At 62.5% G+C, this 5,665-nt stretch carries 6 protein-coding genes; 3 read left to right on the top strand and 3 right to left on the bottom strand.

Features of this window, described 5'->3' with window-relative positions; all coding sequences use genetic code 11:
* Positions 1–760: alpha/beta hydrolase (locus OQK_RS14815; RefSeq protein ID WP_038861217.1), on the top strand; the 760-nt coding region annotated here is incomplete at its 5' end.
* A gap of 142 nt (positions 761–902) precedes the next feature.
* On the opposite strand, the gene OQK_RS14810 is transcribed toward OQK_RS14815, so the two are convergent.
* The 3 genes from OQK_RS14810 to OQK_RS14800 form a co-directional block, all read right to left on the bottom strand.
* The gene (locus tag OQK_RS14810; protein WP_016773074.1) at positions 903–1,496 is read right to left on the bottom strand and encodes an HAD family hydrolase; all 594 of its coding nucleotides are present in this window, start codon (positions 1,494–1,496) and stop codon (positions 903–905) included.
* Positions 1,493–2,362, bottom strand: a complete 870-nt coding sequence (tesB, locus tag OQK_RS14805) for an acyl-CoA thioesterase II (protein WP_016773073.1) — start codon at positions 2,360–2,362, stop codon at positions 1,493–1,495. The genes OQK_RS14810 and tesB overlap by 4 nt, the downstream gene beginning before the upstream one ends.
* Before the next feature lie 111 nt (positions 2,363–2,473).
* Positions 2,474–3,043, bottom strand: coding sequence for a GNAT family N-acetyltransferase (locus OQK_RS14800; RefSeq protein ID WP_016773072.1), 570 nt, complete (start codon positions 3,041–3,043; stop codon positions 2,474–2,476).
* A gap of 82 nt (positions 3,044–3,125) precedes the next feature.
* Between OQK_RS14800 and OQK_RS14795 the strand changes: the two genes are divergently transcribed.
* Positions 3,126–4,046, top strand: coding sequence for a histone deacetylase family protein (locus tag OQK_RS14795; protein WP_016773071.1), 921 nt, complete (start codon positions 3,126–3,128; stop codon positions 4,044–4,046).
* A 293-nt stretch (positions 4,047–4,339) separates the two neighbouring features.
* Positions 4,340–5,581: a TIGR03862 family flavoprotein gene (locus OQK_RS14790; protein ID WP_038860968.1), complete on the top strand. Its 1,242-nt coding sequence runs from the start codon at positions 4,340–4,342 to the stop codon at positions 5,579–5,581.
* Positions 5,582–5,665: the final 84 nt, after the last annotated feature.

The following is a 5,665-nucleotide window of genomic DNA, read 5'->3' as shown; positions in this document are numbered from 1 at the left end:
AAGCGCGGAAAGTGCCGCCGAACTCGCCGGGCAAACTGCGCACACGCTGGTGATCGCTCCGCAGTTTCTCAATGAAAGTGACGTCACCCTGTATTCCTTGCCGCCAACAGTGCTGCGCTGGCAGGGCAACGAGTGGATGGGCGGCGGCTTGTCCACCGGGCCGAATCCGCTGAGTTCCTACGCGGCGCTTGATGAAATAGTCGCGCGGGTCAGCGATCGCAAACAGTTTCCGGACGTGAAGCAGATCGTGATCTTCGGCCACTCCGGCGGGGGCCAGGTGGTGCAGCGTTACGCCCTGCTGGCCAAGGATCAGCCGGCGCTCAAGGCCAACGGCATTCGCTTGCGCTATGTGGTGGCCAATCCTTCTTCTTATGCGTACTTCAACGAGCAGCGGCCAGTGGCGTTCGATCACGCGCAATGTCCTGGCTTCAATCGCTGGAAGTACGGTCTGGCGGACATGCCGGTGTATGCCGGCGGGCAAACGCCGTTGCAGGTCGAGAGCGCTTACGTCAAACGCGAGGTGATTTATCTGCTCGGGCAGCAGGACGTCGACCCGGAACATCCAGCGCTGGACAAGAGCTGCGCGGCCGAGGCGCAAGGGGCTTACCGCTTGATGCGCGGGAAGCTGTATTTCGGCTATTTGCTGCGCCGGCATCCTGAGGGGGTCAATCAGCGGCTGGTGGAGGTGCCTGGGGTCGGGCATGACGGGGATGGCATGCTGACGTCGGCGGAGGGGCAGAAGGCTTTGTTTGATCAATGAGTTTTCTGATGCATCCACCGGCCCCTTCGCGAGCAGGCTCGCTCCCACATAGCTCTATGACATGCACAAAATATGTGTGCACTGAAGATCCAATGTGGGAGCGAGCTTGCTCGCGAAGGGGCCGGCTCAGGCGACGAAGATGTCAGGCAAACAGCATCCGCCGCAACTCAACACAATCCTTCGCATGCCAATCCGTCAACTCCGGCCACGGGTTATCCGGCAGGTTCACCAACACCGTCCGCGCCCCCGCTGCTCGGCCGCAATCCAGATCAAAGCGGTAATCACCAACCATCACCATGTCACTGGCCGGCACTTGCCAGGCTTCGGCCAGTTTCAGCAATCCGCCGGGATGTGGTTTCGGTGGTGCTTCGTCGCGACCCAGCACATCCTCAACCGCGAAGCAGTCAGCCAGGCCGATCGCCTCCAGCGTCACGTGCGCCAGCTCACGCGCATTGCGCGTGAGAATGCCGAGGCGATAACCGCGCGCATGCAGGTCGCGCACCAGCTCCACCGCGCCGGTGGCCGGGGTCGAGCCCAGCGCCAGATCGCGTTCGTGCTCGAGCAACCAGGCATGCTTGGCCGCTGCTTCATCCGCTGGCAATGCAGCGAGATGGGTGAGGATGTCGTCCTCTGGCGGAATCGCCAGCGCCACGCGAATCGCCGCAAAGTCATGCACGGCGACGGTCAGCGTGCCGTCCATGTCGAATACCCAATGACGAACCTCGGTCAGGCTCATGCCCAGTCCTTGCGATGGCGGATCAGACCTTCCTGAGTCACCGAAGCGACCAGTTGCCCGGCGCGGTTGAACACGCTGCCACGGGAAAAACCACGGGAGTTGCCGGCCCACGGACTGTCCATCGCGTAGAGCAACCAGTCATCGGCGCGCAGGTCGTTGTGGAACCACAGCGCGTGATCGAGGCTGGCGACCTGCATGTCTTTCTGCCAGACCGACTTGCCGTGGGGCAGCATCGACGTGGTCAGCAGGCCGAAGTCCGAGGCGTACGCCAGCAGGTATTTGTGCAGCGCAGGGATGTCGGCCAGGGCGCCGTCGGCACGGAACCACACATATTTGATCGGATCGGCCGGTTGCGGGTTGTACGGATCCTTTTCGGTGACCGGGCGTACTTCGATCGGTTTCGGGCACAGCAGTTTTTCACGCATGTGCTCGGGAATCAGGTGCGCACGCTGCTGGATCAGTTCCAGCTCCGAGGGCAGGTTTTCCGGGCCGACCACCGCCGGCATCTGGCCCTGATGCTCGAAGCCTTTTTCGTCGTACTGGAACGAAGCGCTGCACGTGAAGATCGGGTGGCCCTTCTGGATCGCCGTCACGCGGCGGGTGCTGAAGCTGCCGCCATCACGCACGCGATCAACCGAATAGACCACCGGCAACTTGGCATCGCCCGGGCGCAGGAAATAACCGTGCAGCGAGTGCACATGGCGCGCCTCTTCCACCGTCTGACTGGCCGCCGACAGCGACTGGCCGAGCACCTGACCGCCGAACAACTGGCGGAACCCCAGATCCTGACTACGACCACGGAACAGGTTTTCTTCGATCGGTTCCAGGGTCAGCAGATCGACCAGATCTTCCAGCACTTGGCTCATTCAGACTCTCCTCACACAAAGCAATGGCCGCGCAGTCTTGGCTGCGGCGGACGATTCAGGTTCTGGCACGGGCCAAATACGATGGCGGCCATTGTAAACGTCCGTGTCGGCTTATTCATGCAAGGTTTGCAGCCATTGTTCGCGGCTGATGCGATACAGGACATGGCGGCGCAACGGGTGATCGAGCGCAAGCTTGGGGTGATCGAAATCATCCTGCGGATCGTGATGCATGCCGATCGCCTGCATGACCTTCTCCGACTGCGCATTCTGCGCGGCGGTAAACGCGACGATTTCCTCCAGTTTCAACTGGTCGAAACCGGCGCGCAGTGCGGTCCACGCCGCTTCGCTGGCATAACCCAGGCCCCAGTGTTCCTTGGCCAGACGCCAGCCGATCTCCACCGCCGGGGTAAACGGCGCATCGAAGCCGACCACGCCCAACCCGGTGAAACCGATGAACTCGCCCGTGTCCTTGCGCTCCAGCGCCCACAGGCCAAAGCCGTGCTCGGCAAAATGTCCGCGCACGCGGCCGATCAATGCGGCGCTTTCGAGCCGGGTCAACGGCGCCGGAAAGTAGCGCATCACCTGCGGATCGGCGCACATCGCGGCGAATGCCGGCAAATCTTCGTCCTGCCACTGACGCATCAACAACCGCGCGCTTTGCAGCTCCAGTATCGGCTCCATCGTCCCCTCCATTTCCATGCCGTTGAGTCTACATCGCTGGTAGGATCGTTCATTCTTTCCCTGGTTCTGCGCGAAACAAGCCATGCCCTTGCCGTTGATCTACCACGAAGACTACAGCCCCGAGTTTCCCGCGGATCACCGCTTTCCCATGGACAAGTTTCGTCTGCTGCGCGATCACCTGGTCGACAGCGGCCTGACCCGCGACGCCGATCTGCTGCGCCCGCAGATCTGCCCCAACGACATCCTCGCCCTCGCCCATGACCGCAGCTATATCGAACGCTACATGAGCGGCGAGTTGTCCCGCGAAGACCAACGGCGCCTCGGCCTGCCGTGGAACGAAGCGCTGGCGCGACGCACGGTGCGCGCGGTGGGCGGTTCGATTCTCGCCGCAGAGCAAGCGCTGGAACATGGCCTGGCCTGTCATCTGGCCGGCGGCACCCATCACGCTCACTACGATTACCCCGCCGGCTTCTGTATCTTCAATGACCTGGCAATCATCAGCCAGTACCTGTTGCAGAGCGGCCGGGTCAATCGCGTGCTGATTTTCGATTGCGACGTGCATCAGGGCGACGGCACCGCGCGGATTCTGCATGACACGCCGGAGGCGATTACCGTTTCCCTGCACTGCGAGAAGAATTTTCCCGCACGCAAAGCCGAAAGTGACTGGGATATTCCGCTGCCCAAAGGCATGGGCGATGCCGACTATCTGCAGGTGGTCGATGACACGCTCAATTACCTGCTGCCGCTGTATCAACCGGATCTGGTGCTCTACGACGCCGGCGTCGATGTGCACAAGGACGATGCCCTTGGTTATCTGCAACTGACCGACGAGGGCGTAGCCGAGCGCGATGAACGGGTGATGCGCCATTGCCTGGGCCGCGACATTCCGGTGGTCGGGGTGATCGGCGGCGGCTACAGCAAGGACCGCCACGCCCTCGCCCGCCGCCACGGCATCCTCCATCACAGCGCGCAACGAGTGTGGGATTCACACGGCTGTCATTGAAACGTGCTGCGTTACCCACAATCGCTGTGGAACTGCCTGTGGATAACCTGAGCGAAAGGGACTGCAGGCCATGCTGCCCAAGGCGCCCAGCGCACTGTTTATTTTTTAACCAGCCTCGAAATACACCGCAGCCCCGGTGGGAGCGAGCCTGCTCGCGAAAGCTTTAGCACCCACAACATCTAATTGACTGACAGACCGCGTTCGCGAGCAGGCTCGCTCCCACATGGTGTCTCCCACAGGGTTCAGCGCTGTTAGAATGCGCGCCTTGTCCCGCCATACCGCAGCGCACGCCCATGACCCAGAATTCCGCCCCCGCCAACACCTACGTCGCCATCATTGGCGGTGGCCCCGCCGGCCTGATGGCCGCCGAAGTGCTGAGCCAGGCCGGAATCCGCGTCGACGTGTACGACGGCATGCCCTCGGTCGGGCGCAAGTTCCTGCTGGCCGGGGTCGGCGGCATGAACATCACCCATTCCGAAGCCTACCCGGCATTCCTCTCCCGCTATGCCGAACGCGCACCTCAAATCGCCCCGCTGCTGCGCGCGTTCGATGCCGATGCGCTGTGCCAGTGGATTCATGAACTGGGCATCGAAACCTTCATCGGCAGCTCCGGCCGCGTGTTCCCCACCGACATGAAAGCCGCCCCGCTGTTACGCGCCTGGCTCAAGCGCCTGCGCGACAGCGGCGTAGTTATCCACACCCGCCATCGCTGGCTCGGCTGGGACGCAAGCGGTGCACTGCGCATCGCCAGCCCGGAAGGCGAAATCAGTGTAAACCCCGACGCCACCCTGCTCGCCCTCGGCGGCGGCAGTTGGTCGCGCCTGGGCTCGGATGGCGCGTGGATGTTGCCGCTGGAGCAGCGCGGCGTGGATCTGGCGCCGTTGCAGCCAAGCAATTGCGGCTTCGAGGTGCAAGCCTGGAGCGAGCTGATGGTGAGCAAATTCGCCGGCGCACCGCTGAAAAACATTGCCATCGGTTTGAACGACGATATCCCGCGTCTGGGCGAATGCGTGATCACCGCCACCGGCATTGAAGGCAGCCTGATCTATGCGCTGTCGGCGCCGATACGCGAGGAAATCAATCGCTACGGCGCAGCGGTTATCCACATCGACCTGCTGCCCGGCCGGCCTGTGGATAAATTGCAGGCGGCGCTGAGCAAACCACGTGGCTCGCGTTCAATGGCCAAGCATCTGCACAGTCAGGTGGGGATTGATGGCGTGAAAGCGGCGTTGTTGCGCGAGCTGACCGATGCCGAAACATTCGCCGATCCGGCGCTGTTGGCGCGAGCGATCAAAGCGTTGCCGCTGACTCTGGTGAAAACCCGTCCGCTGGATGAAGCGATCAGCAGTGCTGGTGGCGTGAGATTCGAAGCGATGGATGAGCGCTTGATGCTCAAGGCCCTGCCCGGGGTGTTTTGTGCGGGCGAGATGCTCGACTGGGAAGCGCCGACCGGAGGGTATTTGCTTACCGGGTGTTTTGCCAGCGGGCGGGCGGCTGGGTTGGGGATGTTGAGCTGGTTAGGGCGCGGGAACTGAGTCGCCCTCGCCCCTCACCCCAGCCCTCTCCCCTAGGAGAGGGAGCCGACCGAGGTGTCTGACGTCATGCACGACCTGAACGAT

Origin of the sequence: Pseudomonas sp. R62, assembly GCF_000257605.1 — a bacterium.
Classification (GTDB): Bacteria; Pseudomonadota; Gammaproteobacteria; order Pseudomonadales; family Pseudomonadaceae; genus Aquipseudomonas; species Aquipseudomonas atacamensis.
This window is presented reverse-complemented; position numbering and strand designations above follow the sequence as displayed.